The 26,081-nt window shown below is 50.7% G+C and carries 20 protein-coding genes and 1 riboswitch; of the genes, 11 read left to right on the plus strand and 9 right to left on the minus strand.

Annotation, left to right across the window (positions count from 1 at the left end; all coding sequences use genetic code 11):
* Positions 1-31 precede the first annotated feature (31 nt).
* Entirely contained in the window at positions 32-457 is a 426-nt protein-coding gene (locus ACTS3T_RS11625) for a hypothetical protein (protein ID WP_462934991.1), read from the minus strand.
* A 131-nt stretch (positions 458-588) separates the two neighbouring features.
* Here ACTS3T_RS11625 and ACTS3T_RS11630 point away from each other — a divergent pair, with 131 nt between their 5' ends.
* From ACTS3T_RS11630 to ACTS3T_RS11650, 5 genes are all read left to right on the plus strand, one after another.
* A complete protein-coding gene (locus ACTS3T_RS11630) occupies positions 589-1,623 on the plus strand; it encodes an ABC transporter ATP-binding protein (protein ID WP_462934992.1) in 1,035 nt (344 codons plus the stop codon).
* The gene (locus ACTS3T_RS11635) at positions 1,620-2,417 is read left to right on the plus strand and encodes an ABC transporter permease (protein WP_462934993.1); all 798 of its coding nucleotides are present in this window, start codon (positions 1,620-1,622) and stop codon (positions 2,415-2,417) included. Before ACTS3T_RS11630 ends, ACTS3T_RS11635 begins: the two co-directional genes overlap by 4 nt.
* Before the next feature lie 65 nt (positions 2,418-2,482).
* On the plus strand, positions 2,483-4,225 hold the full coding sequence (locus tag ACTS3T_RS11640; protein WP_462934994.1) for a GldG family protein: 1,743 nt from the start codon (positions 2,483-2,485) through the stop codon (positions 4,223-4,225).
* A 12-nt stretch (positions 4,226-4,237) separates the two neighbouring features.
* The gene (locus ACTS3T_RS11645) at positions 4,238-4,927 is read left to right on the plus strand and encodes a DUF4340 domain-containing protein (RefSeq protein WP_462934995.1); all 690 of its coding nucleotides are present in this window, start codon (positions 4,238-4,240) and stop codon (positions 4,925-4,927) included.
* Positions 4,928-5,098: 171 nt separating this feature from the next.
* On the plus strand, positions 5,099-6,175 hold the full coding sequence (locus tag ACTS3T_RS11650) for a nucleotide-diphospho-sugar transferase (RefSeq protein ID WP_462934996.1): 1,077 nt from the start codon (positions 5,099-5,101) through the stop codon (positions 6,173-6,175).
* 23 nt (positions 6,176-6,198) lie between these two features.
* On the opposite strand, the gene ACTS3T_RS11655 is transcribed toward ACTS3T_RS11650, so the two are convergent.
* A complete protein-coding gene (locus ACTS3T_RS11655; RefSeq protein WP_462934997.1) occupies positions 6,199-7,764 on the minus strand; it encodes a DEAD/DEAH box helicase in 1,566 nt (521 codons plus the stop codon).
* 428 nt (positions 7,765-8,192) lie between these two features.
* Here ACTS3T_RS11655 and glgB point away from each other — a divergent pair, with 428 nt between their 5' ends.
* The gene (gene glgB, locus ACTS3T_RS11660; RefSeq protein WP_462934998.1) at positions 8,193-10,463 is read left to right on the plus strand and encodes a 1,4-alpha-glucan branching protein GlgB; all 2,271 of its coding nucleotides are present in this window, start codon (positions 8,193-8,195) and stop codon (positions 10,461-10,463) included.
* 336 nt (positions 10,464-10,799) lie between these two features.
* On the opposite strand, the gene ACTS3T_RS11665 is transcribed toward glgB, so the two are convergent.
* From ACTS3T_RS11665 to ACTS3T_RS11680, 4 genes are all read right to left on the minus strand, one after another.
* On the minus strand, positions 10,800-11,162 hold the full coding sequence (locus tag ACTS3T_RS11665; protein ID WP_462934999.1) for a hypothetical protein: 363 nt from the start codon (positions 11,160-11,162) through the stop codon (positions 10,800-10,802).
* A gap of 47 nt (positions 11,163-11,209) precedes the next feature.
* Complete coding sequence (locus tag ACTS3T_RS11670; RefSeq protein ID WP_462935000.1) at positions 11,210-11,998, minus strand: tetratricopeptide repeat protein; 789 nt, start codon at positions 11,996-11,998, stop codon at positions 11,210-11,212.
* Positions 11,999-12,045: 47 nt separating this feature from the next.
* Positions 12,046-13,461, minus strand: a complete 1,416-nt coding sequence (locus ACTS3T_RS11675; protein WP_462935014.1) for a multicopper oxidase family protein — start codon at positions 13,459-13,461, stop codon at positions 12,046-12,048.
* Positions 13,462-14,838: 1,377 nt separating this feature from the next.
* Positions 14,839-15,015 (minus strand): DUF4278 domain-containing protein, encoded by a 177-nt coding sequence (locus tag ACTS3T_RS11680; RefSeq protein WP_462935001.1) that lies wholly within the window; start codon positions 15,013-15,015, stop codon positions 14,839-14,841.
* A gap of 46 nt (positions 15,016-15,061) precedes the next feature.
* Positions 15,062-15,128, minus strand: a riboswitch (Glutamine riboswitch).
* Positions 15,129-15,492: 364 nt separating this feature from the next.
* Here ACTS3T_RS11680 and ACTS3T_RS11685 point away from each other — a divergent pair.
* From ACTS3T_RS11685 to ACTS3T_RS11695, 3 genes are all read left to right on the plus strand, one after another.
* Positions 15,493-16,299, plus strand: a complete 807-nt coding sequence (locus ACTS3T_RS11685; RefSeq protein WP_462935015.1) for a creatininase family protein — start codon at positions 15,493-15,495, stop codon at positions 16,297-16,299.
* Positions 16,300-16,372: 73 nt separating this feature from the next.
* Positions 16,373-17,191, plus strand: coding sequence for an ROK family protein (locus ACTS3T_RS11690; protein WP_462935002.1), 819 nt, complete (start codon positions 16,373-16,375; stop codon positions 17,189-17,191).
* Positions 17,192-17,863: 672 nt separating this feature from the next.
* Positions 17,864-18,349 carry a hypothetical protein gene (locus ACTS3T_RS11695; protein ID WP_462935003.1) on the plus strand — a complete coding sequence of 162 codons (486 nt, stop codon included), beginning with the start codon at positions 17,864-17,866 and terminating at the stop codon, positions 18,347-18,349.
* Positions 18,350-18,518: 169 nt separating this feature from the next.
* Here the strand turns inward: ACTS3T_RS11695 and ACTS3T_RS11700 are convergent, their stop codons facing one another.
* Positions 18,519-20,099, minus strand: coding sequence for a cation:proton antiporter (locus tag ACTS3T_RS11700; protein ID WP_462935004.1), 1,581 nt, complete (start codon positions 20,097-20,099; stop codon positions 18,519-18,521).
* 172 nt (positions 20,100-20,271) lie between these two features.
* Positions 20,272-22,053, minus strand: coding sequence for a DNA repair protein RecN (recN, locus tag ACTS3T_RS11705; RefSeq protein WP_462935005.1), 1,782 nt, complete (start codon positions 22,051-22,053; stop codon positions 20,272-20,274).
* A 396-nt stretch (positions 22,054-22,449) separates the two neighbouring features.
* On the opposite strand from recN, the gene ACTS3T_RS11710 reads away from it, so the two are divergent.
* Positions 22,450-24,477, plus strand: a complete 2,028-nt coding sequence (locus tag ACTS3T_RS11710; RefSeq protein WP_462935006.1) for an ABC1 kinase family protein — start codon at positions 22,450-22,452, stop codon at positions 24,475-24,477.
* A 2-nt stretch (positions 24,478-24,479) separates the two neighbouring features.
* On the opposite strand, the gene ACTS3T_RS11715 is transcribed toward ACTS3T_RS11710, so the two are convergent.
* Complete coding sequence (locus ACTS3T_RS11715) at positions 24,480-25,004, minus strand: hypothetical protein (protein ID WP_462935007.1); 525 nt, start codon at positions 25,002-25,004, stop codon at positions 24,480-24,482.
* A 271-nt stretch (positions 25,005-25,275) separates the two neighbouring features.
* Between ACTS3T_RS11715 and ACTS3T_RS11720 the strand changes: the two genes are divergently transcribed.
* Positions 25,276-25,944, plus strand: a complete 669-nt coding sequence (locus tag ACTS3T_RS11720; protein ID WP_462935008.1) for a sigma-70 family RNA polymerase sigma factor — start codon at positions 25,276-25,278, stop codon at positions 25,942-25,944.
* Positions 25,945-26,081 lie beyond the last annotated feature (137 nt).

The following is a 26,081-nucleotide window of genomic DNA, read 5'->3' on the forward strand; positions in this document are numbered from 1 at the left end:
GGTCTGACGTTTATCGAGAGAAAGGCTGTGGTTATAGGGGAAGGCGTTGCCGGAGGCTGCGAATATGAATGGCGCGGCTAAAAATGAGGGCGTTGTTTTCGCTGATTTGAACATAGACTTTGCCAGAAAAAAGCTGGCTAAGGGGCGATCGCTGATAGACTAAAACGCCTTCTGCCTCAGCCGCTGGGGTGTAGCCCATTTCATTCAGGCTTTGGTTGAGCGATCGCAGAAATTGTTTTTTGCTTTGAAACGGCACCTCTAGCAAAAGCGTTTGGTTAAAATAGGCAGCGATGAGGCCGCCGAGGAGTCCCACACCGATGCCAAGCTGAGCAGGAATACCCGTTTCTAGCCTAACGTGGAGGCTTTGGGCGGCCAGCAGGGTCGTGATCAGGCCAATGCCCGCAAAATAGTATAAGAATGTAAAGCCAAAACCGGGGCCGGGTTGCGCCGTATTCACCGAGTTACCTTATGCCTTGTACATAGGCATTCTCTCGGTTAAGGTGACTTCCCAGCAACCTCTCAAACACATTCTCGTCGTTTAAGGCGATAATTCACAACGAACCCTTTTGGTGCAATGGATGCTGCAGGATGATTGAAGTTGAAAACCTCAGCAAAACGTATGGCGCAACGCCAGCGATTCGAGACGTGTCGTTTCGAGTCGAAACCGGAGAGATCTTGGGTTTTCTGGGGCCTAACGGCGCTGGCAAAACCACCACCATGCGAATTTTAACGGGCTACTTACCAGCAACTAGCGGCAGCGCTCGTATTGGCCAGTATGAAGTTCATGCAGATTCTATGGCGGTGCGGCAACGCATTGGCTACCTGCCTGAGAGTCCACCGCTCTATCCTGATATGACGGTTGCAAGCTTTTTGCACTTTGTCGCTCGCATTAAAGGCGTGGCAGCAGGCGATCGCTCCCGGCGAGTATCTCTAGCCATCGATCGCTGTGGCTTGAGCGAGAAACAGTCAGTTTTAATTCGCAAGCTTTCGAAGGGCTATCGGCAACGGGTTGGGATTGCTCAGGCGATCGTCCACGATCCGCCAGCAATTATTTTAGATGAGCCAACCGTAGGACTTGACCCCCGCCAGATTATCGAAGTCCGCAACCTGATTCGCCAGCTAGCAGGCGACCATACGGTGATTCTTTCGACCCACATTTTGCCAGAAGTCAGCATGACCTGCGATCGCGTTGCCATTATCAATCGCGGCCAAGTGGTGGCAACCGATACCCCGCTCAACCTGATGAGCCATCTTAGCGGCGGTACCAACTATGAACTAGAAGTTGAAGGCGACAGCCACTTTGCCCAGCAGCAGCTTTTAGAACTGCCGCAAGTTAAGCAGGTCAATATTTTAAGCGAGGCTCAACTGCTACCCCAGCGGCACCGATTGCAGGTGGTAGCTGCCGCCGATAGCGATCCGGGGCGAGAAATTGCAGCCCGAATCGTGCAGGCAGGCTTAGGGCTATATCAGCTACGGCGCACCGGAGCCACGCTCGAAGATGTCTTTATTAACCTGACGATGCAAGAACCGACAGCATCAGATCCCCTACCCCCAGAAACGGCTGAACCCGTGCCAGCCTCCCTGCCAGAAACAGCGCCACCAGCCGAGGAGAACACCCTATGAAGATTATTGCCGGAAATATTTTGGCGATCTATCAGCGGGAGCTGCAAAGCTATTTTGCGTCGCCGCTGTCATACATTGTGGCTGGCGTTTTTTGGATTATAGGTGGGTTTTTTCTCAGTATTATTTTGCTCAGCCCGCAAGGCATTATTGCGCAGGTGGCGGCAGCTGACCAAATGGGTCGAGAAGCCCCCGTCGATGTGCCCTATGAATTTCTCAAAATTTATCTGGGGTTGCTGGGTTCGCTGTCGATGTTTATTTTGCCAATTTTATCGATGGGGCTTTACGCCGAAGAACGCAAGCGCGGCACCTTAGAACTGCTGGCAACTTCGCCCATGACCAATTGGGCCGTCGCCTTAGGGAAACTGCTGGCAGTGCTGACTTTTTACGTTACGCTGCTGCTACCGTTGCTGTTATGTGAAATTGTTGCCCTCAGCGCCTCAGAACCGCCCGTTCAGCTAGGTGTGTTGCTGTTAGGGCATGGCGGTTTAGTGTTGCTGGCGGCGGCGATTTTGTCTTTAGGCATGTTCGTTTCGTCGCTAACAGATAGCACCGTGCTAGCAGCCATCCTTTCCTTTGCTCTGGTGTTAGGGCTTTGGGTGATTGATTTGGTTGCAGCGGCGCTAGAGGGCTGGCTGGGAACTGCCCTGGGGCATCTCTCGCTGCTGCGACATTACACCGACTTTACCCAAGGCATTTTAGATACGAGTGGGCTAATTTTGTTCATTAGCTACCTGGGATTAGGACTGTTTTTAACTGCCCAATCGATTGAAGCGCTACGGTTTCAGCGATCTTAATGGACGGTTCATTCTTTAATTGTTGACCCGCATTCACAATTTTTCGGTGTCCCTTGTGGACTGATATGAAAAAACTAAACATCTCTTCTAAGTATCTCAAGCTGCTGATTTGGCCCGGTTTAGCGCTGATTACTGCTGGCCTGGTCGCTGCCGCGCTCGGCGGCTGGACGCCGCTGCCCCTGGTGTTTTTGGTCGTGGGTTTAGGGCTGTTGGGTTTAGGGGCCTGGTTTAGCGGGCAAGGGCGGCAAAGCTTTTGGCAGCAGCGATCGACCCAGGTGGGCACCAATGCGCTGGTGGCGATACTGGCCGTGCTGGTAATTTTAGGATTGGTCAATTTTCTGGCAGTTCGCTACTCGGCGCGGCTAGACCTGACTGAAAATCAGCTTTTTACGCTGGCTCCTCAGTCGGAGCAGGTGGTGCAAACGCTGAACCAGCCAGTGCGGGTGCTCATTTTTGACCTGGCTCCCAATCCTCAAGATCAGCAGCTTTTAGAAAGCTACAGACGGCAAAATCCGCAGCAGTTCAGCTACGAATACGTCAATCCCTACGACGAACCTGTCCTTAGCCAAGAATTTGGCGTCCAAGCGACGGGTGAAGTGTATTTAACGGCTGGCGATCGCCGTCAGCTAGTTCAGCGCTTGAATGAAACCGATCGCCTCTCAGAGCGACAGTTGACTAACCAGCTCGATCGCCTTGGCGGTGATCGAGCGGCTACGATCTATTTTTTGCAGGGGCACGGCGAGTACGCGATCGACGGCACTCAGGCTGGACTGTTTGAAGCAGTCCAAAGCCTAGAAGACAAAAACTACACGGTGAAGCCCCTCAACCTGGCTGAGCCAGACGCAGCGGCTAATGACTTAGCAGAACTGCTGGAGCCAGACGCAAGCACGCCAGACGCCTCAGAAGATTTAGACGCCTCCGAGGCGGAACCAACGCCTGAGGCAGCCGATAGTCAAGCCTCACCCCAAATTCCAGACGATGCCAGCGTAGTGGTGGTGGCAGGGCCACAGCAAACCTTGTTTGACGCCGAAATTGAGGCACTTGAAGCGTACCTGGCTTCAGGCGGCAACGCCCTGCTACTGATTGACCCCAACACCAACAACGGTTTGAATAACTTCTTAGCCAGTTGGGGCGTCACGCCGACTCAAGAACTGGTGCTAGATACTTCTGGGGCAGGTCAACTGGTTGGCTTGGGGCCTGCTGCTCCTATTGTGTCTGATTATGGCGACCACCCCATTACGCAAGAATTTAACGGTGGCCGCTCTTTCTATCCAGTAGTGCAGCCGTTAGAAATTGCTGAGGTGCCCAATGTAGAGGCCACGCCGCTGCTAACAACGGGGTACGATACTCAAGCCCAGAGCATTTCTGAGGCAGGCGAACTCCAGTTTGACCCCGAACAGGCACCCGATGGCCCCTTTGTGGTGGGTGTGGCGTTGACCCGGCCAGTAGAGGCAGATCCAGCGGCAGCGTCTGAACCGTCAACTACCGCCTCTACTCCTAGTACCGAGCCGACTCTAGATACGGCGGCTGACCCTCCGGCTGAAACCCGTTTGGTGGTGATCGGCAACTCTAGCTTTGCGTCTGATGGTTTGTTTGGGCAGCAGCTCAACGGCGATGTCTTTTTGAACGCGATTAGCTGGCTGAGTCAGCAGGCCGATGAAGTGCTGTCGATTCGCCCCAAAGAGGTGACTCGCCGCCGGATTCTGATGACACCCGCTCAGCAGGTGGGCATTGCTGTCTTTTCGTGTTTGATATTGCCGCTAATTGCCGTTGTTGGAGCCGTAGTGATGTGGCTACGGCGACGCTAGGAGTTGATCATAATGAAGCTGCAACGTAGCACTGTGATTCTTTTGCTGGTGGCTTTGGGGTTGGGCGGGGTAGTGCTGATTAGTGAATTGCAGCGACCCGCTGATGACACCGAAACCTTAACTCAAACTCAGAGCAGCGATCGCCTGTTTGAGTTTGAAGAAGCCGATGTGCAAACCCTGGTGGTGACGACTGAAGATACTACCCTGCGTTTTGAGCGCGATGAGGCAGACGTTTGGCAAATGCTAGAGCCAGAAACAGCACCTGCTGAACCCGCTGCGATCGCCTTTTTGCTGAACCTGCTGCGCACCGAGTCAGCCCAGCAAACGACTACCCTAACGCCAGCCAATCAGGCCGAATTTGGGCTAGCGTCTCCCACCGCTACAATCGAATTTACCCTGGCTGATGAAACTACCCATACCCTGGTGCTAGGAGGAGAAGATTTTAGCGGCGGGGCTGTCTATGCACTAATTGACCCCGAAACGGTGCCCTTACCCGATGATGCGGATGAGGTCGAGGTGCAGGTTGTGCCCATTGATTTTGTCAATGCGGTGAATCGCCCTATAGAAGAATGGCAGATAGCAACAGCACCGCCAGACTCAGAGGCCAGCACCCCAGTAGCCACCCCTGACGAAGCGGCTGACCCAGTAGTTGAGACGGATGCCCCCCCAGCCGCCAGCGACACAGCACCAGAAAGCCCGTAATCAGCGCGATCGCCCTATTAGGCCGCGAACAACCCTACATCACTGGCATCCTTTTCGACCTCATACGTAAGGGGGAGGCTGATTCTCAGCTTCCCCCTTACGTTTATGAGGCAAGAGGCAACGGGTGAGTAGACCCGTGCTTTACAGCCAGCTTTTTGGAGAACTGCACGCATGGTTGTTTGCATTGCCGAAAGTCGCCTGAGTGAAGAAATCGCCATCAAGCTGTTGCTTTTGAGCTTGCAGCAGCACTGCCCAGATTTGCCAGTTGTCCTGTTTTATCCACCTGCTTCATCAGCCTTTCAGCAATGGCTAGCTCCGTTTGCTCAGGTGCAATGGCGCGATACTCTGCCCGCCCATGTTTCTGCTTACGATATCAAGCCTTACTTGCTAAGCTGGCTGTTGCAAGAAGGCTACCCACAGGTTTGGTGGATCGATGCGGATATTATTTTGACGCAAGATTTTCGGCCTTCGCTAGGGTCGCTGGCGGCGGACACTTTAGTAGTCACAGAAGAAGCCTTGTACGGTCATTATGCTGATGCGGGTTATCGAGCCAAAGCATGGGGTTTTGAGGTGGGTAGGCAGTTGCCATTTACCCTGAATACAGGCGTTGTCCGGGTCACGCCAGCCCACAGCCCGCTGCTAGACGCCTGGAAAGCGGGTTTAGAAAGTGACCGCTATCGCGCAGCACAAGCTTTACCAATTGGGCAGCGTCCTTTTTATTTATTTGGTGATCAGGATGTCTTGACGGCTCTGTTATCTAGCCAAGCTTTTGCTACTGTACCGCTGAAAATTTTGCGGCGGGGCAAAGAGATTATTCAATATTTTGGGCCACCGGGTTATACCCTCTCAGAGCGTTTGGGTAATTTTTGCAACGGTTTGCCCGCCTTTATTCATTCGCAGGGAGAGAAGCCTTGGCGCTACCGCGCAGCGCAGGCTGGAATCAGACGCCATTTTGACCAAGCTCGGCTGGAATTATCGCCTTATGTCTATACAGCGACCCGGTATAAAGGCTCATTGCCCCCTGACGACTTAGCTTGGTTAGCGCCTCAGTCGCGGTTGGGGAAAGGCTTGAAGATTTTAGGATTAGGCCAGCCAGCTCTAACGGGGTTACCGCTGGCTGCTCTCTATAGCGTTTTACGACTGGCTAAACGATTGGCAGGTGTGCGCGATCGCTTTGATCCTGCACAGGCTTACAGAAATTTGCAGGCTGTTGGGCAATCACCGTTTGGTGTAAAAGATTCAGTTTGATGCGATGACCTGAAAAATATCGCCTAACCCAACATTTGCTGCCACGCACCTGAGCCAAACTCCTTTTCAAACTCGCCAATAATCCACTCCGATCGCTTACCCAAACGCCGCGCACTTTTATTCAAGTAATGCAAAAAAAGCTGATACTGATCCGGCGTGGGTCGCAGGCCAAACACTGACCCTCGGTACCACTCCAGCTTTGGCTGTCGCCCACAATGCTCATAAAAACTGTGTTCTGCCAGCGTTGGCGCATAGCCCTGCCGAAATGTGCGACGGCGATGACTGTGAAACAGCTCACAGAGAATGGCCGGATCTTTAATTTGGTGAGCCTGTTCCCGTGAATAGATGGGCACCATATCTTCTAAATTCAACGGGCGATCGCTTACCCACTGGTGTCCACAGTCCGGGCACTTGACAATAAACGAATGCACAATTCGCCCACACTGAGGGCAAGGCTTCATCGGTGGCGGGCCACCCTTACCCGCTGCCTCTTTCTGCATCGGCAGGTAATACTCTTCCACATCTTCAGGAAAGCCCAAGCGTTCCAGATTGCCCGCTTGATCCAAAATAATGCCGTACAGCTTCCCCGTTTGCGGCGAAATCCGCATCACCCGGCCAATTTGTTGAAAATGTAGCGCACTCGATTGCGTAGGTCGCAGCAGTAAGCCCACCTCTACGCTTGGCTCATCAAAGCCAATGCTAATCACATTGCAAGAGGTCAACACTAGAATTCGCTCCTCTCGCAGATCCGCGTACATCCGCTGGCGTTCTTTAATCGGTGTCCCCCCTTCTACCGTATCTGAAGGAATACCTGCTTGCCGAAACGCTTCCGCAACGTGGCGGGCATGTTCGATATCCACACAAAAGGCGATCGTGCGCTTGCCCGGAGTGAGGCGCTGCCATTCCGCCACAATTTTTCCCACCAGTTCGGGGCGATCGCAGGCATTTTTTAACCCCGCTTCGTCATAGTCACCGCGTACTGTGCGTACTTCATCTAGCTTGGCTAGGCCGTCTTGAGGCATGCTGTAATATTTCATCTGCGAGAGAAAGCCCATCTCTTGCAGCTCGCTGGGGACAGGCGCAGCCACCAGGGTTTCTAGGTGTTCGCCAAGCTGGTCTTTACCTAAGCGCAAGGGCGTGGCCGTCATGACTAAGTGAACCGCATCAGCATGAGTTTTGTAGAGAACCTGCTTACCAATGCGGCTAAATAAAGTCGTGTGACCTTCATCAAAAAACACCACATCAGCCGGCCACTTGCGCCACCACTTGCGCTGAGCCATTGTTTGGACACTAGCGATCTGAATGGGCGCGTCGCGATCTTCTTCCCATCCGGCTTTGATAAAGCCGCAGTGCAGGCCAAAAGCTTTCATCTTTTCATAGGTCTGGCCGACTAACACATCCAAATGCACCAAAAACATTAGGCGTTTTCCGGCGGCTTCGGCGTGGGCACAAATCTGACCGCTAATGACGGTTTTGCCAGCACCTGTTCCGGCAATGATCGCTACCCGCTTGTACCCCTGGTTGAGCTGGCGATAAAGATCGTTAATCAGTTGAACCTGGTAAGGCCGGAGTTGAGGCGGGGTGGGCATGGGGAGAGGAGGGGAAGGGGAGAAGGGGGGTGGGGGAGAAGGGGGAAGGTTGGTTTTTGAGGCTCTGCTTGGGAACCCAAGTCATTCAAAACTAAGTATAGGGGTACGGCCTTGAAAGACTAAAAGCAAATCTGTTTTGACGGGGTATGGGGCGATCGCCCTTTAAAGACTTTGTAATAAATCTTAGTTTTCTGTAAAATTGTGAACAAAACATAGCTATTCAAAGTTTGAGATTGACATTCCCTCTCATGTGGGAGGCTAAATAGGGGATTTCCCTGTACGGTGCTAAGGGCAGACTGTTGTGGCTTCACAGGGCTTTGTGGGGCTAGCAGCAAACTGGAGCGCTGTAAAGCTTTGGTTCAGAGTGACTGTCAATCGTAGCAGATTGCTAAGACGCATTTAAAACGTATTGATTAAGAGGAATTTTTATGGCCACAGCTGCCCCCGATCAGGTTCAGCGGATTGTTGAAAATCGCCACCAAAATCCATTTGAGATTTTAGGTTCGCACCCAGTAGAGGCTGAGAATGCCACTCGCTGGGTTGTACGCGCTTATTTGCCAGATGCAGAAGCAGCGTGGGTGATTCATCCTGAAGGGCGATCGCAGCATCCTATGGAACCCGTGCATCACCCTCACTTTTTTGAGTGTCAGGTAGATACTGAAGAACTGGCAACTAACTATTTGCTAAAGGTGAAACAGGGTGGACATGAACAGGTGATGCATGACCCCTATGCCTTTAAGACGCCGCTGCTGAGCGAATTTGATATTCATCTTTTTACCGAAGGCAAGCACCACCGCATTTACGAAAAGATGGGTTCACACCCCACAGAAATTGAAGGGGTCAAGGGGGTTTACTTTGCGGTGTGGGCACCGAATGCTCGCAATGTATCAGTTGTGGGTGACTTCAATAGCTGGGATGGCCGCAAACACCAGATGCGCATGATTGGCGGTGGTGTGTGGGATTTGTTTATTCCTGCTATTGGCGTCGGCCAAAAATACAAATACGAAATTAAAAATCACCACGGTCACCTCTACTATAAATCTGACCCTTACGGCTTCCAACAAGAGGTGCGGCCAGCAACGGCTTCTGTGGTTAGCGACCTGAGCTATACCTGGCAAGACAATGACTGGATGGAGCAACGGCGCGATCGCAATCCGCAAGACCAGCCAATTTCGGTCTATGAGGTGCATTTAGGCTCTTGGCTACACGACAGCCTCGCCCATCCACCCCAATCGGGCTATGCCGTCGCCATTGACGAAAAACCTGGTGCCCGCTTTTTAACCTACCGAGAGCTAGCCGATCAGCTCATTCCCTACGTTCAAGAACTGGGCTATACCCACATTGAAGTGCTACCCGTTGCCGAGCATCCTTTTGACGGCTCGTGGGGATACCAAGTTGCTGGCCACTATGCGCCCACATCGCGCTTTGGCACGCCGCAAGACTTTATGTATTTTGTCGATCAGTGCCACCAAAATGGCATTGGCGTCATTGTGGATTGGGTACCTGGTCACTTCCCCAAAGACAGCCACGGACTGGCCTTTTTTGACGGCTCTCACCTCTATGAACACGCCGATCCGCGCAAAGGTGAACACAAAGAATGGGGCACGCTGGTCTTTAACTACTCCCGCCACGAAGTCCGCAACTTTTTGATTTCCAATGCCCTTTTCTGGTTCGACAAGTACCACATTGACGGTATTCGAGTGGATGCCGTCGCTTCTATGCTCTATCTCGACTACGATCGCAAACCGGGCGAGTGGGTACCCAATCACTACGGCGGCAACGAAAACTTAGAAGCCGTAGAATTTTTGCGCGAACTCAACTATCTGCTGTTTGGCTATTACCCTGGCGCGCTTTCAATCGCTGAAGAATCAACTTCCTGGCCGAACGTCTCTCGCCCTACCTACGTCGGTGGCTTAGGCTTCAACCTCAAGTGGAACATGGGCTGGATGCATGACATGCTCTACTACTTCAGCCAAGATCCGATTAATCGTCGCTATCACCAAAACAATGTCACCTTTGGCCTGTGGTACGCCTTCAGCGAAAACTTTATGCTAGCGCTCTCTCACGATGAGGTTGTCCACGGCAAAGGCCACCTGATTCAAAAAATGCCGGGAGACGAGTGGCAAAAGTTTGCTAACCTCCGCGCTCTTTATGCCTACATGTTTACCCATCCTGGTAAAAAAACCCTGTTTATGGGCATGGAGTTCGGCCAGACCCGCGAGTGGAATGTTTGGTCTGATTTGGATTGGTGGTTACTCGAAAGTGAGCCTCACGCTCGGCTTAAACAATTTATGAGTGAACTAAACCAGCTTTATCGCAGCGAACCCGCTCTCCACACAGACGACTTTACCAATGCAGGCTTTGAGTGGATTGACTGCAACGATGCCGAGCATAGTGTGGTGTCTTTTTTGCGCAAAGATAAACACTCCGATGATTTTGTGGTGACAGTATGCAACTTTACGCCAGTCCCGCAGCATGGCTACTGGGTGGGAGTACCAGAAGCGGGATACTACAAAGAATTGCTCAACAGTGACGCCGAAATCTACGGCGGCAGCGGGGTTGGCAATCATGGCGGCCAAGAAGCCCACGTCTGGGAACACAACCATCGCTGGCCCTATGCGCTCAGCTTGACGCTGCCACCGCTCGGTGTGTTGGTGCTCAAGCTAGATAGTCAAATGACCCATCAAACGCCGCAGTAGTTGATGTAGCTAAAACCAGTAGGCCAAGACAGAAAGCAAAATGAAAGGTTTTCTGTCAGCGGCTTTCAGCCGTTGAAGTGTCTCAGCACTTATGGCTACAGCTAGAGTCCTCCTTTATCAAACTGGGGATAATATCAATTCTCGATTTTGGATTTTCGATTTTGAATTCAACAGTCTTGGCTTTGCAGACGTTTCGGCATTCTCATCTGTACCTTTACTTTGAAGAATCGGTATAACCCTTGGATTTTTCGTCGGCTGAGATAGGGCAAATCTGTTGATTTTTTTTCAGACTGACAAAAGCGGCATAGATTGAGAGACTCTACTGAGGTCTAAACCTTAATCTCCGTAGAGCTGGCGATCGAAAGCCCGAATAGCTCCATAGTCATAAACATTAGGGGGTTCTGGGTAGCTCACAGTCTGCGCATAGACCTCGCCGTTTGAACCCGTGTAGCCGGGGTACGTTGGCTGCGTGTTCCTGGCTGGTGCAGGACGAGCGGTATTGGTAGTTGGGGGCGAAATGTTGTCTGCTTCAGAACCACAAAATTCACTCAGATCAACAATAGTGCCGCTTTCAGTCTGCATATAGCAAAGTGAGTCGCTAGCAGCAGATTGAGCCATTGCTGGCGATACTAGCAACATTTCTGCTACCAAAAAAGCGATTAAACCGGGCAATAGCAGCGCCCGCAAAAGTTTTTGCATGGGTGAACAACTCCAAAAAATGATGGCCTCAAAATGGATACTCAGCGCTAGCTGAGGTTGGCGGTTAACGCATCTACTTTGGCGACTAGGGTGTGATACTGCTGCCAGAGCTGCTGCGATCGCACGTTGTTGCCTTGCTCGGTTTGAGATTCAGCTTCTGATTTGAGTAACTCAGCCGCTGTCAGATAGTCTGCGATCGCACCCCGCACGTTATCAATTGACTGCCGTACCTGGCCACGGCTGACATAGGCATCGGCATAGAGGTCGCTAATTTGAATCGCTTGCCGCAGATCAAAAATAGCTTGGGGATAGTTTTTTAAATCTGCGTAGGCTCTACCACGGTTGTAATAGGCAATAGGGTCTTCCGGGTAGACCTCAATCGCTTTGCTAAAGTCGGCGATCGCCGCTTGTGAGCGATCGAGCGCCAGCAAAACTTCACCCCGGCTGTTGTAGAGGCGAGCGAAAAAAGGGTTGTACACCAGGGCATGGCTATAAGCGGCTAAAGCTAACTCTAGCTGGTTGATTTCGCGGTAGAGATCGCCTAAATAACGATACGCCATTTCGTAGGTGGGGTCAGTTGCAATCGCTCGCGATAAATCAGCGATCGCTCCGTCTCGATCTTGCTGGTAAGCCTTAGACAACCCTTGATTTAAATAAGTCTCTGCCGCTATGCGCTCAGGCGCAATGTAGTAAGGGTAGTCAAACGAGGGAATCCGCATTTCAGGGTGAGCCATCCCCATCGTCTCGGCGTTAACGGGGGTAGCCAAAAGCGCGATCGCAAGCAGACAAGCAACGGTAATTTTTACAAGCTCACTGGCTTGACGAAAAACATTCATGACAAAAACCTGAAAATTAACCCAAAACTTCCAAACTGCACCAGGTACTACATCGGTGGTACATAGTCAGGGCGATTGGGATTGTCAATTTGATACGTTTGAGGTCGAGCCGCATCGACAGGATCAAAACCACCGCTACCCACCTCAAAAGCCCGCATCATATCGTGGTCTTCGTGAACTAAGTTGTGGCAATGGAACATATACTTACCTGGATGCGGGCCAAACTTGGTAATCACCCGAATTTCCTGGCTTTCTCCTAGATAAACCACATCCTTAAAGCCCCGCTCATAGTGATGCAGCCTGCCCCCATTACGGTTCATCATCAGAAAGTCAACCAGGTGAATATGGATGGGATGATTCCATCCCCCCCCGTTATTCACCAGTCTCCAAATTTCGACATCGCCGACATCAGGGTTGGCTTCCACGCCACCATCTCCCCAAAACCGACCATTAATAGCCCACAAACCGTTGTGACGTTCAAATACAAATTCGCGCCGACGCACCACCTGCGACTTCAGCCGATTAATTTCGTCTGAGTATTCAAAATTATCGTTGCGCAGCTTCTCTGGCAAAGGAGGATTATCAGAAACCCGTCCCCCCACGACATCGAAACGCATAATTTTGTTAGTCCGCGGGAAGCTCTCGTGGTTGTCGAGTTCGCCATTGCGCAATTCAATCTGAGTACCAGCCGAAAATTCAGAAAAGTCAATCACAAACTCATAACGCTCAGCCACCCCAATCACTAAGGTATCGGTTTCAACAGGTGACTCTAATAAACCCGCATCCGTACCGATAACCGTTAACGGTGTGTCGGCATTCAGCTTCAGCTTGTAGGCTCGGGTAATGCCTGTATTTAAAGCCCGAAAACGGTACCTACGCCGCTGTACCTGCATAACTGGCCAAGGAACCCCGTTCACCAAGATAATGTCGCCAAACAGATTTTTTTGACCGTTGTCGGCATACACTAACTGACCGTCGCGATTCATGAGCTTGTCGCTCAAAATCAGTGGCACATCATAGTCACCTTTGGGAATGTCTTCTTTTTCATCTGGATCTTCAACAATGTACATAGCCCCCAAGCCCATATAGTCATTCAGGGCGGTGCGGTGTACGCCGTGGTCGTGATACCAAATGCTAGCCGGACGGTTGTTGGGATAAATATAGTCTTTGTACTGTCCGGGATAGGTAATGTCGTCAGCCCAGCCGTCATACTGAGGCAGTGCTGCCATGCCATGCAGGTGGACGGAAGTGTAGATATCGCCTTGCTTGCTATCTTTACCCAGATTGTTGATGTGCCGAACAACCGATTGTCGATCTTTGCGCTGGCGAATGGTTGGCCCCGGAGACGAAGATCCCCGATCGCAGTAAGGATATCGACTTTGATACTCTGGGCGGCAGGTTGGGCCATAGCCCCAAATCTCAGTTTGAGTGCCCGGTAAAATCTCTACATAAGCCTTCTGCATGGTGAGATCGTAGTAGTCAGTTCCAATAAAGTCTTGGGAACCATTTGACCCACCCCGATCGTCACTGCGAATAGGCGGTAAAACCAGTGGCCTTGCAAAATCTCTACCAAAGAGCGGCGGACGACGAGGGCTGAGGTAGCCACTTTCGTCAGAAAGAACCTGCGAACGGGCAATGCGCTGCATGGTAGCAGGCACAATCATAGCCCCACCCGCAGCCATAGCCAGCTGAATCGCTCTGCGACGACTGAGTCTAGACATGATGATGTAACTGTAAACTCTACTAAAGGTTGCGATCGCGCTGTACCTGAGCTAACTCAAGCCACAAAGCCAGCCGCTACAGCCAGCCGCGAACTTGCGCCAGTCCTAGAACAAAATCTTGGGTACAGGCTAAAACTCCGACAAACTAAGCCAACTGCCTAGCCGCAATCGCCAGACCAGCAGTTGACCAGTATCAGCCCTGAGGAAACACGCTCAACCAGCCAGGTTGCCATCAAGGTGGCAACGCTCTAGAAATCTACAAAGCGATTAGGTTGAAACAAGGAGCGATCGCCTGGGGAAATTGGCACCCCCCCGCTTCTTCCTAAGCAAAACCAGCTCAAGCAAACTTAAGCAGGCTAGCAACAGCAAAAGCCACCGACTCAATCAGCCAAAGCTCAAAACAGCGAGATTACCCATAATGGGGAAGTCAAGGGTAACTTCTAGTTTCAGCGCTTTACCGGAAATTACGGTCAAAAGATGGCCTTATGCGAACTAGCCAAACTAAACTCTCACCAGAGAATTTAGCTTTTTTGGACGACCTCTGACAAGAAAGAGAACCTTAAGTCTTCGCGATCGCGAGACTTGCCGCCCATTTCAACCGCATGAAATCGATCGCACGGTGACAAACTTATCCGATAGCCGCATCCTAGCCCCATTAAAACGCCGAGTTCCGCCCCTCAGTGAAAACAACTAGAAAGACTTCATAGAAACTTTACAAACTTGCCCTAGAGTTTAAAATTTTCAATGAGAAAACTGTTCGCTTTGTTGCCAAAGCTGCCTATATGCCGCTTCTATCAACGGGGGGTAGACCTTCATGGCTTGAAGGCTAAGGCGATGTCAATTCATCTATTTTTTTAGGCCAACAAAAGCGGGGTATCGCTGTAGCGACCAGCGTTAAGACACTCAAATGGCTGCGAGTCGTTGACAGAAAAGCTTGCATTCTGCCCTTAGCCTCTGGCGATAACCGCTGCTTAAGCAGGTACATCGATGCATTAATCTGGCAAAATTGCTTATCTGTTTAGATGCCTGAGGCGTAAACGCTCAATAAAAAAGCACCTCTACAGAGGTGCTTGGCAATGGAGTAATCTTTAACAGCCTACGGAAATCAATCTGGAAGGTTTAGTGTACGTTTGCGCCGCGATACTTTAGCCCTGCATTTGAGGGTTGTGCCGGGGCATGCTTGGCAACTCGACGGCGCACAACAGCCCCGCGATACAGACCAATCACTTCGCCTTCTGCCATTTCAACTTTAGTTTGTGTGGGTTCGTACTGAACGCCGCGATAATGTAAGCTCATGAGTTCTCGCCTCTTTAACTAGTGAACAATGTGGAGAAATTAAGGAGGCGCGTTCCTTCGGGAGTTTCCCTACTTCCGTTCCTTTGAGATAAACCTCAAAAGGAATGAACGATTCAATTTCTGTATTCATTGTTACGGTTTATCGAGAAATCGTCAAGCGGACAACCTGCGATAAAAGTCGTAATAACCGATCTGATCTGGCGGATTGAAGAAGATTTCGAGCCAGGGCGATCGCAGCTTGGGGCAATGAGCTATAGCCGTCGTTGCTAGAGTTGAAACATTTCAATGGCTGAAAGCCGCTGACAAAAAGCTTTTCATCTGTATTCTGCCGTTAGCGATACCTTGGGTTCCGTAGAAAACGGCGTTGTCGTCAAGGTTAAGGGAACTACAGATTTCTTGCACTTTTTGCCAAAGCTGGGGCCGATTGCTAAGTTTGCGCTAGGCTGGATAACTATTCTCAACGCTTGCTCCTGTAGAATGCATCACCCCATTCCTGCCGATCGCTATTTCCCTTATCTCACCTGGCCAGAGATTGAAAACATGCCTGATAAAGGCTCTGTTGTCATCTTGCAGCCCATAGGTGCGATCGAACAACATGGGCCTCATTTGCCCTTGGCGGTTGATGCAGCGATCGCGCTCACTGTAGTAGGTCGCGCCTTAGAACAACTAGAAGCCGAAGTGCCCGCCTATGCGCTGCCGCCGCTTTACTACGGCAAATCCAATGAGCACTGGCGTTTTCCTGGCACCATTACCTTATCGGCTCAAACCTTGCTGGCATTGCTTACAGAAGTGGCTGATAGTATCTACCGAGCCGGGTTTCGCAAGCTAGCCTTTGTCAATGCCCACGGCGGACAGCCCCAGATTTTAGAAATTGTGGCGCGAGATCTGCATCAACGCTACCCAGATTTTATGGTGTTTCCGCTTTTTGTTTGGCGGGTTCCTCACTGCGCGGGTGAACTTCTCAGCGATCGCGAAAAAGAGCTAGGCATTCATGCTGGCGATGCTGAAACCAGCGTCATGCTCTCAATTTTGCCGCAGCAAGTGCGGTTTGAAAAAGCGGTCAAAGCTTACCCCCAAGGACTGCCAGAAAACAGTTTGCTGAGCATGGAAGGGGCGTTGCCGTTTGCCTGGGCGACGCACGACCTAAGTCAAAGCGGCGTGTTAGGAGATGCCACAACCGCCACCCGCGAAAAAGGCGATCGCATTATGGACTCTGTTACCCAAGCATGGGTTGAGGTAATTCGCGATATCTATCGTTTTCAGCAACCCCAAATCGGCTCTTAGGCTGCAAAATTGAAGTCTGCTAACAGCCTCGCCTGCTGCCCGTTCATTCAAGTTACTTAGGAGAAATCCCCAAATGGCTAAGGAGCGACCCTCTGAAAAAAACGACCCCAAACTGACTAAATCAACCTCTACCCGCGCTAAAAAAGCAACCAGTCGCCCCAAAACCTCAACTCGTGCCAAAGCAAATTCTCAGCGATCGACCCAAGCCCTGAAAACGCTGGCCGTTGACATTGGGGGTAGCGGTATTAAAGTGATGATTCTTGACAGCAAAGGGCAACCGCTGACTGAGCGCTTGCGGGTAGATACGCCCCAGCCTGCAACGCCAGAAGCGATCGTGACTACGGTTTCTTACCTGGCCGCCGAGCAGGGAGACTTTGATCGGGTGGCGGTGGGGTTTCCGGGGGTTGTTCGCAACGGCACCACCCTAACAGCGGCCAACCTCGATATTGCTTGGCAAGGTTACAACCTTCAGGCGGCGTTAGAGCAGGTGAGCCAAAAACCAGTACGCATTGCCAACGATGCCGACATTCAAGGTTGGGGGGCGATCGCTGGGCAAGGGGTTGAATTGGTGATTACGCTGGGCACCGGGTTTGGTTCTGCGTTGTTTGTCAACGGGCAGCTCGTGCCTAACCTAGAACTAGCCCACCACCCTTTTCGTAAAGGCGATACCTATGAGCAACAGCTAGGACGAGCAGCGCTAGAAAAAGCAGGCCAGAAAAAATGGAATAAGCGGCTCAAAAAAGCGATCGCCCAGCTACAGTTTCTTTTTAACTACGATCACCTTTATATCGGCGGTGGCGAAACCGAAAACATTACCTTTGATTTGCCTGAAAACATCACCGTAGTTTCTAATCGCTTAGGTTTGCTAGGGGGCATCAAGCTCTGGCAATAGTTGGCGTCAGCAGCAGAGCTACCCACAAGTTTTTTAAGTCACTCAGCACCGATAGTTGACCTCAAGGCAGCCTGTCCCTTTGGCTAGTCGCTATCCTCGCTCATCCTCTAGTCTCTTGCCCCAAAGCCCAGAACAGAGAAATGAGTACGCCCCTCGCTGCGCCATCAACAAAATTCTTTAGCTGTAGACAACTCTGCAACTGGAACACTCAAACCCGAAAAAATTGTCCTATTGCCTTGCCCAATCAAACCCTATTAGCCGCTATCAACCCCTAATCTGGCAAAGGCTTGAGCTTAAACTGAGTAAAAATAGCCACTGTAACAAGTGGCATAAACAACTCAAAATTGTGATTAGCGTAACGCTACAACAGTATCAAGAGAAACGAATCAAGTGTTTCTCTAAAGCTGGAAAAAAGTAGAGGATCAAGTCAACGGCAACCGTAAACGTGAGTCAACTTTCTGGAATTTTCTGGAAAATCTATCTCAAAGTTTACTGTCCTGATTGAATTCCCCCAGGCCCTTGCCTGTAAGGACTTGCTAAAACTCTATCCTCGTTGACTAACGGCCAAAACTGCCTCAATTTAAACAGCAGTCAACTCACCGCCTTTAGTCGCTTAATTTAGCTTTTGAGTATTGGGTTTGTTTATCTCTACGACCTTTTAGGAGAGAAATCATGAAACTGTCTCTGCGTTCTTTACTTCCCGTTGGTGTTGCTTTAGCTGCGATCGCAGTGGTTCCCTTTGCCGCCAACGCTCAAACAGCTCCTACTGACTACAACTATGTAGGTATTGGGGCTGCGATCGGTGACTTAGGTGATTCGGATGTCGGCTTAGGCGTCAACAGCAAAATTACATTGGGTGACCAGTTTTCAGCTCGTCCGGCTGTTCACAGTGACCTCGACTTCGACGATGACGGCACAACTCGCTTTATGCTGCCTGTAACCTACGACTTCAATGCTCCCGACCAAGAAGGTAGACTCTTTCCTTATGTCGGCGGTGGCGTTGCCTTCACAACAGACGATGACGAGTTTGGTGGTTTAGTAACGGCTGGTGCTGACTACCGCATCACCGAGCGGGTAGTCGCCAACGGCTCAGTTAACTGGACTATCAACGACGATAGCGATGTGAATGGCTTCGTTGGTCTAGGCTACACTTTCTAAGCCAAACGTTGGTTGTGGGTCTTTTGCTCAGACCCACAGCCGCTGATTTCAACCTCCGTCTAAATTTCAATCCCTCATGCAGCGCCTCTTTTCTAGCCCTTAGGAAAGAGGTTTTCTTATGGCACAACCGCTGGCGCAAATCTGGTACAAATCACCAGCCTGACCCCAATCAGCCGGCATTTTCAGGCAAAACATCTTGCAGCAGCGGGGCTAATTCATCTTTAAGTTGACCTGCTCGAATAAACTCGGCATAGGTATCGGACTCGATCGCTAACAGTTCTTCTTTGAGCTGCTCTGCCGCAAAGACTTGTAGTTCGGGTTTATTTTGCTGGAGTTGGTCAAGACTTTCTTGCACCTCTTCTAGCTGGCCTTCTACTAGCGCCATTTGATAACGGCCAAATTCTGGCTCAATCTCCTGGCGGCTTTCTAAGGTTCGTAGTCGATCTAGCACCCGATTGAGCGCCACACGCCGCGCAATCAACTGCGTATATTCCTGCCGTAGGGGTTGGTCGCCCAGTAGCCCTAAGCGCACCAGTAAAAACTTCGTTGTCAGCCCTTGCACCAGCAGGGTAAACAGCATCACGCCAAACACAATCGCAATAATTTCATCCCGCTCATTGGCTAACACAACGGGCACACTCAAAGCCAGCGCGACCGATACCGATCCCCGCAGACCGCCCCACCATAAAACGGTCTGATTCCCTAAGGAAATATTTTTTTCGATTACTTGATTGCTGAGAAAGCCAAAGCCGAAGATACTCACCGCCCGCGTAACCGTTAACAGCACAATGGCGACTCCAATAGAATCAAGGTGCTCAATTAGCCCCTCAAAGCGCACCTGATCGCCAATGAGCAAAAAGACAATAGAGTTAACAAAAAACGCTAAAAACTCCCAAAATTCTGAAACTACTAAGCGGGTACGCGGGTTCATGCCAATGCGGGAACCGAAGTTGCCCAAAATTAACCCCGTCGTCACAACGGCAATAACTCCCGATCCCCCTAGTTCTTCTGCTACTAGGTACGTACCATAGGCCGATACCAGGGTTAAAGACTGCTCGACGAGGGGCAAATCAAAACGCTGTGTCAAAAACGAAATACCAAAGCCAATCAAAGCGCCAATACTCACGCCCACGCCCACAAAGACAAAAAACTGAGCTAGCGTCACTGAAATATTAAATTGCTCAACTCCTAAGGCAATGCCAATCAGCAGGTTATAGGCCACAACCGCAACGCCATCGTTGAAGAGGCTTTCGCCCTCCATTAGCGTTGTCAGTCGCTTGTCAACTCCCAACTCGCGAAATAGGGCGACGACTGAAACCGGATCAGTAGCCGATAAGCTAGCCCCTACAATCAGCGCGATCGCTAGTGAATCGCCAGCAAATTGCCTTAGCCCTAAAACAATACCTGCAATACTGACCACAACGCCCAAAACGGCGTAAAGCCCAATTGGGAAAAAATCTCGTTTTAGATTTGACCATTTAATATTCCAAGCCGCTTCAAACAACAGCGGTGGCAAAAAAATGAAGAGAATCAGCTCCGGCGAGAGATTGACCAGCCTAACATTGAGAATAGCCAGCCCCAGCCCAACTAAGAGCAGGAGCAAAGTATAGGGAATGTTGCGCAGCCAGCTAAAAACGCGAGAGAGCGTAGCCACGCCCAAAGAAACTGAAAGGACTAGCAAAAATTGGCGCAGATTTTGCTCAATCGCCGCATTTTCTAAGGTCGCTTCCACGACTGCAAGAATAGGCATTGTTTATAACAAATAGGTGAGTTGACTGGCTTGCTCAGCACTTTATAGCGCTTTTCTACCGCAGGCAAGACACAAGCCAAAGCCCAGCCATTTTAAAGTTTTAGACTCGTTTTCCAAATAGTTCCTAAGAGCTATCTTTACTTCAAGCCGCCTGAGGATAGCCCTATCACTTCTAAGCGGGAACCTGCTGCTGTTGGCGCAGTTTAGCCGCTTGAGCCAGCAAAGATTCAGCAAAGGCGATCGCCTCTTGATGCGTCTGCCCGCCTGCGAGTTGAGCCAGTTCTTCCCGGCGCTGGTCTAAGTCGAGCGGCGAAACCCGCACAACCGTTCGTTCTTGGGCAGCTTCGTCTGCTGCTTTGCTTTTGCGCGACTTGCGCCGCTGAGCCTCTGGCGGGGTGGCTGACTCAATAACTTGTTTGCCAACGCGAAAATGGGCATCCGCCATTGCAGCCACAATTGGCTGGTGGGTAACACACAAAACCTGATGGCTGCGGCTCAGGTGATGCAACTTCTCGGCGATCGCTTGCGCAACCCGGCCAGAAACGCCAACATCAATTTCGTCAAAGACCATTGTGCCAACGCCATCAATTTCAGAAATACAAACTTTGAGCGCTAAAAGAAAACGGCTCATTTCACCACCCGAGGCAACGTCAGTGAGCGGCTGTAGCGGCTCACCCGGATTAGGGCTAAACAAAAACTGAATTTGGTCAGCCCCAGTAGCTGATGGGGTAGCGGGGGTAATCTCTACCTGAAATTTAACTCGCTCCATTGCCAACGGTTTGAGGGTCTTTATCAGGCGAGTTTCTAGCACTTTTGCAGCCTGCTGTCGTAGCTGCGTGAGTTGCTGGCATGCGGCCACCAACTTTTGCTGCCGCACCTGATAGGTTTGCTCTAAAGCTTCAATCGATTGACCATCGCCATTCAGCAAAGCCAAAGACGCCTGAATTTCCTGGTAATACTCAATCAGCTCTGGCAAATCTCGCCCATACTTGCGACAAAGCTGCTTCAACTGACTGATCCGCTGCTCAACTATTTGCAGCCGTTCTGGGTCAGTTTCAACGTCTTCACCGTAACTATTAATTTGGCGTCCGGCTTCTTCAACCTGCGCCAGGGCTTCACTGACCAGATCGATGATGGGTTCAACGCTGGGATCAAAGCGTAGCATGTCTTCTAAAATTGAGCTGGCCTTGCCCAGCAGATCACCACAGGCTTCGGCTCCGCCATCATTTTCGTAAAGAATTTGGTAAACCTGATAGCTCTGCTGCTGTAGCTCAACCGCATGGCTCAGCCGTTGCTGCTCTTGTTGCAAGTTCACCAGTTCGTCGGGTTCTTCTAAGTTAGCGCCTCCTAGCTCTTGTCCTTGAAACTCAAACAGGTCAAGTTGCTGTAGCCGCTGCTGTTCGGCTTTGCGACGGCGATCGAGCGCTTGAAAAGCTGCTGTAGCTAGCTGATAAGCTTCATTAACGCGATCGCGCTGAGCTAGGAGTTCGTCTCCCCCAAAACCGTCTAGCCAATTTTGTTGCAGGTTGGCGGCTCCAAGCTGCATCGTTTGCCCCTGAGCCGTCATTTCCACCAGGCTAGGCTTGAGCGTTTCTAGCTGGGGTTTGTTGACTACAACTCCATTTAAACGAGAGCGGCTGCGGACGGCTCCGCGACTTGCGGTTAACTCCCGGCTACAAACCAATTGCCCCGTCTCAGACAACGGTATTTGCTGCTGCGCTAGCCAATCATGTAACTCAACGGGGGGAATAAATGTAGCTTCGAGCAAAGCCTTCTTTTCACCGCTACGAATCAGACGACTTGAAGCCCGTCCCCCCAGTACAGCCTCAATGGCATCTAGAATAATCGACTTGCCCGCCCCCGTTTCCCCCGTTAGCACATTCAAGCCGGGCTTAAGCGGCAGCGTCAATTGATCGATTAGGGCAAAGTTTTCAATTTTCAGGGAAACCAACATGTAAATTAATTTCACCGTGGTGGTAAACAGCAGGCAATCAAGCAGCCATCGCCATCGCCTGCTTTGAATCTAGAAATCTTTGTCGCCTAGACTGCTTTTTTGAACATCTAAGCCGTTTCTAGCCTCAATCAGCCAGTAGCGTTCTCGACAAGCCGCCCCAAAAACTCCCTGTTATTGAGGGTATAGCAAGTCAAGCTGAGACGTCTGATAGCAGTCAAATTCTATGGTAAGGGGTTTGCATACCGATGTACTAACGTTTATCTATCCGTTAGCACATGAGATTTCGGCTTAAAAGCGATATTGTTACAATAGTTTACGACTGCTAATTTTGCTTTAATGTCCGTAATGGCTCAGCTAAGCGACCCTATCCAACCTGAGGTTATGAATCCAAAGCCTATGTCCGATTTTGAGGTGATTGCTCCTGTTTCATCTCCTGAAAGCGTTTGGTCAGATGAAGCCTCTCAGCCGCTAACCACCGAGGTTGAAAACGTTCCCTTAGCCACCCCTCGGCCTGCCAAGCTTGAGCCAACGGACTTGTTAACCTATGACCCTGCAGCAATCGAGCAGCACTACGGACGGCAACCGCTGCGGGTCTTGTGGCGATTTTTTAGCATCTTGTGGCCGCTGGTAGGATTCTACGTGCAGGTTTGGCTAGATCGCCGTACGGGTAAAGCTAAAGCCAACGAAGCCAAACGAGCCATTCAGATGCGGGATATGCTGACCCGATTGGGCCCAGCCTACATCAAGATTGGACAGGCACTTTCGACTCGACCTGACTTGGTTCCCCCCATTTATCTAGATGAGTTTGCCAAGTTACAAGACCAGTTACCGCCTTTTGCCAACGCGATCGCCTTTCGATTTATTCGCGAAGCCTTGGGCGCATTGCCCGAAGAATTATACGCCGAGATTTCGCCCCAACCCGTAGCTGCCGCTTCGTTAGGACAGGTTTACAAAGGACGCTTAAAAACAGGAGAAACCGTCGCTATTAAAGTTCAGCGGCCAGGTTTGGCTCAGCAAATTGCCTTAGACCTCTACATTCTGCGGCAGTTAGCCAAACTCACAGATAAATATGTCTCTCGTGTTCGCAGCGACTTAACAGGCATCATGGACGAGTTTGGTGCCCGTATCTTTGAGGAAATGGACTATACCCATGAAGGTCGCAATGCTGAGCGTTTTGCTAAGCTTTACGGCCATCTGCGCGATATTTACGTACCGAGCATCTATTGGGACTACACGGCTCGTCGAGTTCTGACGATGGAGTGGATTGAGGGTACTAAGCTAACCCAAATTGAAAAGCTGCGTGCCCAGGGAATTGACGCTAGCTATTTAATTGATGTGGGGGTTCAGTGTTCGCTGCGGCAACTGTTAGAGCATGGTTTCTTCCACGCCGATCCGCACCCTGGTAACCTTTTGGCCACCGCTGACGGACAGCTAGCTTACCTAGACTTTGGCATGATGAGCGAAGTCAAACCCTATCAGCGCTACGGTCTGATTGAGGCGGTTGTTCATATGGTCAACCGCGATTTTGAGGGGCTAGCCAAAGACTATGTCAAACTAGAATTTCTGACGCCCGACACTGATCTCACGCCGATTATTCCTGCTTTGGGGCGTGTCTTTAGCAATGCTTTAGGGGCTAGCGTAGCCGAACTAAACTTCAAAAGCATCACAGACGAATTTTCGGCACTGATGTACGAATATCCGTTCCGGGTACCGGCCTACTACGCTTTGATTATTCGTTCGCTTGTCACTTTAGAAGGGATTGCGATCAATGTTGATCCAGAATTCAAAGTTTTGAGCAAAGCCTATCCCTACATCGCCAAGCGCTTGCTAACCGATCCAGCACCAGAACTGCGAGCTTCGCTCAATGATTTGCTCTTTCGCGACGGTAACTTTCGCTGGAATCGATTGGAAAATCTTCTGCGCAACGCCCGCAACAGCGACGACTACGATCTAAACAAGGCGCTCAACCAAACCCTAGAATTTCTGTTTTCAGAAAGGGGAGAATTTTTCCGCGATCGCATTGCCGATGAAATTGTCCAACAGCTCGATCGCTTTGGCCAGGGCTTGCTGTACAGCGTCAACCATGCCATCCAAAAAAATCTTGGCATTGCCGTCTCTCCGCAGCCAGTTAGCCCAGCGGCTTCATCTGCCAGCTTTGAACATATCACTCGCATTCTCAGCATTTTGCGCGATACACAAGGTTTTGATGCCACAACGCTAGCGGCTGTCTTGCCTCAGGTATTGCTCAAGCCGGAAACTCGGCAGATGGGACAGCGCATTTTTGGTGGCCTCGCTCAACGCGCTGCCGCTCGCCTGATTCGAGGAGTTTTACTTTCAGAACCAGAGCCGTCGGCCAACAATAACGGCCATCGCCCACCGCAGCTATCGTTGCCGCCTGTGCCAGTAGAGCAGCCACAGGTTTAGAATTACAAATCTGATGCGGGTTTGGCGTTCTCAGCCGTATTTTGCTTAGCCTGCTCTAGCTGCCGTTCTCGCTCAGCTAGTTCTAAGGCTCTTTGCTCAAGTTCTTCGCGATCGAGCTTGAGCTTTTTTTCCAATTCTTGAATTTCATCTCGACGCGCCAGCGTTTCTAAAGAGCGACGGCTCACTTCCTGGTTTTGTAGGGTTAAAGACTGCCGCCACTGCTCCGCCCGCTCAATTTCTTGAGCCAGCGCTTCAGGTGAAAGTCCTTTGGTGAGGTAATGGGCGACGAGGTCGAGTACCCACTCGGTTGCGTCTTTCACGTCAGCAATGTCAAGTTCCTGGTCAACCGCAGACGTGACCTTCACCAAAATGAGAGCGCCTTCGTTGAAGGCGATCATTTTGGCAGTTTTCAAGAGGCTAGCCTCTGGCATCAGCTCCCAAGTATACGCTGAAGTCTGACGGGCCAGCAGCTCTAGCTCAGCACCGCCAATAAAAGCTTTTTTTAGAACTCTGGCAAGATGTTGCATGGGGCAGCTGACTGCAAAGCTATAAAGCTAGCGTACACGTTTGGCCTGACTTTCATACAGTCCCACCCCCTGAGTCTTCTCCGAGTATTTACCAATGTGCCAAAAAAATGACAGGCACAGTCATCGGACTGTGGGGTTAGCAGACGTCTTATAAAAAGCTTAAGAACGCTTTGCGTTGATTGCTGAATAAATTTAAGCGATCGCTCGGTTGCGAGTATTGCCATCTCAGGGTGGTATGCCCGAAAAGCACAATCAGCTGAATAAAGGAATCATGAGTCTTACTTCTACAACGACTTATTCCCCAACGACTTCTCTGCCTACGTCTGCTCAATTGCCCCCTGAGAGACTCTCGAACCTCGATCTTGTGCTTCGGTGTCAGTGCAGTCGCCGTCCTGACAAAGCTGCTTTTGCAGAGCTGCTAAAGCGCTATCAGTCTCATGTAGAGCGACTTCTTTACCATCTCGCCCCCGATTGGTCAGATCGCGCTGACCTGACTCAAGAAGTTTGGATCCGAGTTTATCGAAATATCCGCCGATTGAATGAACCGGCTAAATTTAAGGGCTGGTTGGGTCGCATCACCACCAACCTGTTCTACGACGAGTTACGCAAGCGCAAGCGCGTCCGCACGATGTTATCGCTTGACGCCCCTCGCACCTTAGAAGATGGCGAAGTTGATTGGGAGCTGCCTGCCGACTTACCTAGCCCGGTAGATGACATGCTCAGCCGGGAATTCTACGACCAGTTAAAGCTGGCGATCGCTGAGCTACCTGAATCGTTTCGTACCACTATTGTGCTGCGAGAAATTCAAGGACTGGCTTACGAAGAAATTGCAGACATGACTGGTGTTTCACTGGGCACTGTAAAATCTCGGATCGCCCGCGCCCGCCAGCGGCTGCAAGGGGAACTTCAGCCATATTTGGAGGGTCACGTATTTAAATAACTCATTGAACTGGGTCGCTTAGGTGCAGAAATCTCTATCATCAGGGGGGGTATCTTATCTCAGTAAATCCCCTTATGATTACGAATAGATTATCTGAGGAATCTGGCTAGCCCAATTCCTCGATATTTTTTTTGCAT

Source organism: Almyronema sp. (genome assembly GCF_052168255.1).
In the GTDB taxonomy this organism is placed as follows: Bacteria; Cyanobacteriota; Cyanobacteriia; order Phormidesmidales; family Phormidesmidaceae; genus Sphaerothrix; species Sphaerothrix epifaneia.

Coding starts and splice junctions, on each gene's coding strand:
- ACTS3T_RS11720 (WP_462935008.1), top strand. CDS start 25,276: ATGAGTCTTACTTCTACAACGACTTATTCCCCAACGACTTCTCTGCCT.
- ACTS3T_RS11695 (WP_462935003.1), top strand. CDS start 17,864: ATGAAACTGTCTCTGCGTTCTTTACTTCCCGTTGGTGTTGCTTTAGCT.
- ACTS3T_RS11630 (WP_462934992.1), top strand. CDS start 589: ATGATTGAAGTTGAAAACCTCAGCAAAACGTATGGCGCAACGCCAGCG.
- ACTS3T_RS11670 (WP_462935000.1), bottom strand. CDS start 11,998: ATGAATGTTTTTCGTCAAGCCAGTGAGCTTGTAAAAATTACCGTTGCT.
- ACTS3T_RS11640 (WP_462934994.1), top strand. CDS start 2,483: ATGAAAAAACTAAACATCTCTTCTAAGTATCTCAAGCTGCTGATTTGG.
- ACTS3T_RS11690 (WP_462935002.1), top strand. CDS start 16,373: ATGGCTAAGGAGCGACCCTCTGAAAAAAACGACCCCAAACTGACTAAA.
- ACTS3T_RS11700 (WP_462935004.1), bottom strand. CDS start 20,099: ATGCCTATTCTTGCAGTCGTGGAAGCGACCTTAGAAAATGCGGCGATT.
- ACTS3T_RS11675 (WP_462935014.1), bottom strand. CDS start 13,461: ATGCAGAAGGCTTATGTAGAGATTTTACCGGGCACTCAAACTGAGATT.
- ACTS3T_RS11645 (WP_462934995.1), top strand. CDS start 4,238: ATGAAGCTGCAACGTAGCACTGTGATTCTTTTGCTGGTGGCTTTGGGG.
- ACTS3T_RS11680 (WP_462935001.1), bottom strand. CDS start 15,015: ATGAGCTTACATTATCGCGGCGTTCAGTACGAACCCACACAAACTAAA.
- ACTS3T_RS11655 (WP_462934997.1), bottom strand. CDS start 7,764: ATGCCCACCCCGCCTCAACTCCGGCCTTACCAGGTTCAACTGATTAAC.
- recN (WP_462935005.1), bottom strand. CDS start 22,053: ATGTTGGTTTCCCTGAAAATTGAAAACTTTGCCCTAATCGATCAATTG.
- ACTS3T_RS11715 (WP_462935007.1), bottom strand. CDS start 25,004: ATGCAACATCTTGCCAGAGTTCTAAAAAAAGCTTTTATTGGCGGTGCT.
- ACTS3T_RS11710 (WP_462935006.1), top strand. CDS start 22,450: ATGTCCGATTTTGAGGTGATTGCTCCTGTTTCATCTCCTGAAAGCGTT.
- ACTS3T_RS11665 (WP_462934999.1), bottom strand. CDS start 11,162: ATGCAAAAACTTTTGCGGGCGCTGCTATTGCCCGGTTTAATCGCTTTT.
- ACTS3T_RS11635 (WP_462934993.1), top strand. CDS start 1,620: ATGAAGATTATTGCCGGAAATATTTTGGCGATCTATCAGCGGGAGCTG.
- glgB (WP_462934998.1), top strand. CDS start 8,193: ATGGCCACAGCTGCCCCCGATCAGGTTCAGCGGATTGTTGAAAATCGC.
- ACTS3T_RS11650 (WP_462934996.1), top strand. CDS start 5,099: ATGGTTGTTTGCATTGCCGAAAGTCGCCTGAGTGAAGAAATCGCCATC.
- ACTS3T_RS11685 (WP_462935015.1), top strand. CDS start 15,493: ATGCATCACCCCATTCCTGCCGATCGCTATTTCCCTTATCTCACCTGG.